This window comes from Thermoanaerobacter thermocopriae JCM 7501 (genome assembly GCF_001310975.1).
In the GTDB taxonomy this organism is placed as follows: Bacteria; Bacillota; Thermoanaerobacteria; order Thermoanaerobacterales; family Thermoanaerobacteraceae; genus Thermoanaerobacter; species Thermoanaerobacter thermocopriae.
Map to the genome: position 1 here is coordinate 1 of NZ_BAZY01000067.1, position 2,309 is coordinate 2,309.

Consider the following 2,309-nt stretch of genomic DNA (forward strand, 5'->3'; position numbering starts at 1 on the left):
CACCACTTAAAGAGCTAAAAATTATTAAGTCATCCTCACTACCGTCAAATTTTCCAATATTTGAACTTAAGAAACGTAAATAGTTTTTAAAATAACCATTAATACTATCCATTTGAGCTTTATATCCTTGTATTATTTTATACTGTTGGATGTTTAAGCTTATAGATGTGACTAAAAAAATTAAAAGAATCCAAGGCACAAACCTATTTTTCAATTCTTCAAAACTCCTTTCTTATGCCACTCTAGTATATCTATTTTTTTAAAAATGTTTTTCTATTACCATTATAGTATGAAAATTTTCTAGTGTCTACTATTTTAGTATAGTTTTTCCCGGGTAATATTTTACTATCTTTTTCTTGTGGTATTTTACACTAAACAGTTCTATCCATATTTCTTTTGCTACGATTTTTATGTATATCCTTTTTTCATTTGCTATTTTTCCTCCCAGTAATTCACTATTATCATGGTTCTATAATAAATGTTGGGGCGGATAAAGAACATCTCTTAAAAAATAGCGCACTTATTCTGAATGCCGGCTATAATAAAATTGGTTAAACACAAGATTTATTAAAAGTAGGCATCAGAATAAGTGCAGGACGAATTATAACCCTAATGGATTCCTGCTTACTCATACGATAATTTTACACTATGCCGTCAAGAAGGCACACGACAATTATTAAAGGCTAGCATTGGTAAAAAATTATTTTTTCTGAGAACCTACCTTTCCTTTAATTTTGTTATCTCTGCTATAAAATTTGCAATAATTACATTATATTTCAGTTTAAAACTAAAAGGCGGGTATTAAGAAAATACCCACCACAACTCTTGACAAAGAACCTTTAGAATTAGCCTTATTAGTAAGAATAACTCTCTACCTTTATTCTAACCAAAGAGTAGGGAATGACTCCATCCTCTCTTGCTATAATTGTAGAAGCTTAATTATTCAACATTCGCTACCATACTTCTTTCTTTATCAATTATTTAGTCTCTATTACACCCATATATTTTGCTCATAAAGAGACCCTAAATTAATATTAGCTTGATGATGACTTTCATAAAACTAATAAACTTTTACAATATAAGTAGCGGTATTACTATAAGAGGGATATGCATACAAATTATTTCCTCCTTCCCACTTCTTCGCGATAACTTCATATTTTAAATAAACGTATACATCGGTATACTTATATCCCTTTTCAGTTACAGACCACATAATACGTCCTCCAAACGATTTTTTCCCTGAATAATAAGCACTGTCAGCTTCATCTAAATATGCCACTAGCGGCGACCATGTGAATGAGTAAATTACATCTCCAACATCACTTACATTTGTTGTGGATGTTGTTACGGGAACTGTCACAAGACCTATAATAGGAAAATAAAACGGAAAACTAAAATTGGTTGTTTGATTAGAATTTGGTGTTTCTTTAACGACTTCTACATCACTATTTTTGGGATGGAACTTTATGTCATTTTTAATTACAAAAGCTGCATAACGCATTAAATCACCAATTCCACTGTCTTCCCAAGCATCATCAGCATAAGTTCTTATATTTATTTTGTGAAACCACGTACCTGTATTTATCGAAATTGGTCCTTGAACTCTATAATAAATTCCCCTAGTACTTACAGTTAATAAATCATCATAATAATCTGCTTGAATACTATATAAATCCTCAGAAGCTTCATACTCGTTATTGCGACTTAAAACTTGGGTTTTAACAGTCATGGGTTTTTTGTCAGAAATTAAATACGAGCTGGGATTTTTATTGTCATCAAATATATTAATTAATAAATACCCTTTTTCTTCATCTGTTATAAATACTTCAAAAGTATATCCTGTATAATTTACAACATTTCCAATATATTTTTCATTTTTTTCATCCAGTATTCCTTCTAACATGTACTTTTTGTTATCACATTTAATAAAACCTTCTATTCTACCATCCTTTATATTTATTCGTGCTTTAATGGGTTTACCTCTTTCCTCTACTCTATAAATTTTACCATTTTCTTGAATTATTTTTGATTCTGTATGCAATAATATACCGTCAGAATGTTTACTGTTTACATTTTTTATCTTTTCAATAAAAGCTTCATGCTTTATTTGGTAATTATCATTATTCAAAGCAAAAACTTCGTATAATTTATTCCCGCTAGCAAAACAAGTACCAAAATTATTGATAATATTTTTTTGTTAAGCAACATCCTTACCTCCTTAAAAATTTAATATTTTTTAAAATTTAAGTCAGCCCTTCTAGTCGCTAAGTGAAACTGTTTCTTTCTTCTATTCATCATCTCCTTTCTGC

The 2,309-nt window shown here is 29.5% G+C and carries 1 protein-coding gene and 1 pseudogene; both read right to left on the reverse strand.

All coding sequences use genetic code 11. The features are described 5' to 3' along the window. Positions 1 to 214 (reverse strand): annotated as a pseudogene (locus tag JCM7501_RS13350) (hypothetical protein); the annotation flags it as partial. Between the two features lie 846 nt (positions 215 to 1,060). Next, the gene (locus tag JCM7501_RS12360) at positions 1,061 to 2,128 is read right to left on the reverse strand and encodes a hypothetical protein (RefSeq protein ID WP_054644888.1); all 1,068 of its coding nucleotides are present in this window, start codon (positions 2,126 to 2,128) and stop codon (positions 1,061 to 1,063) included. Between the last annotated feature and the right edge of the window lie 181 nt (positions 2,129 to 2,309).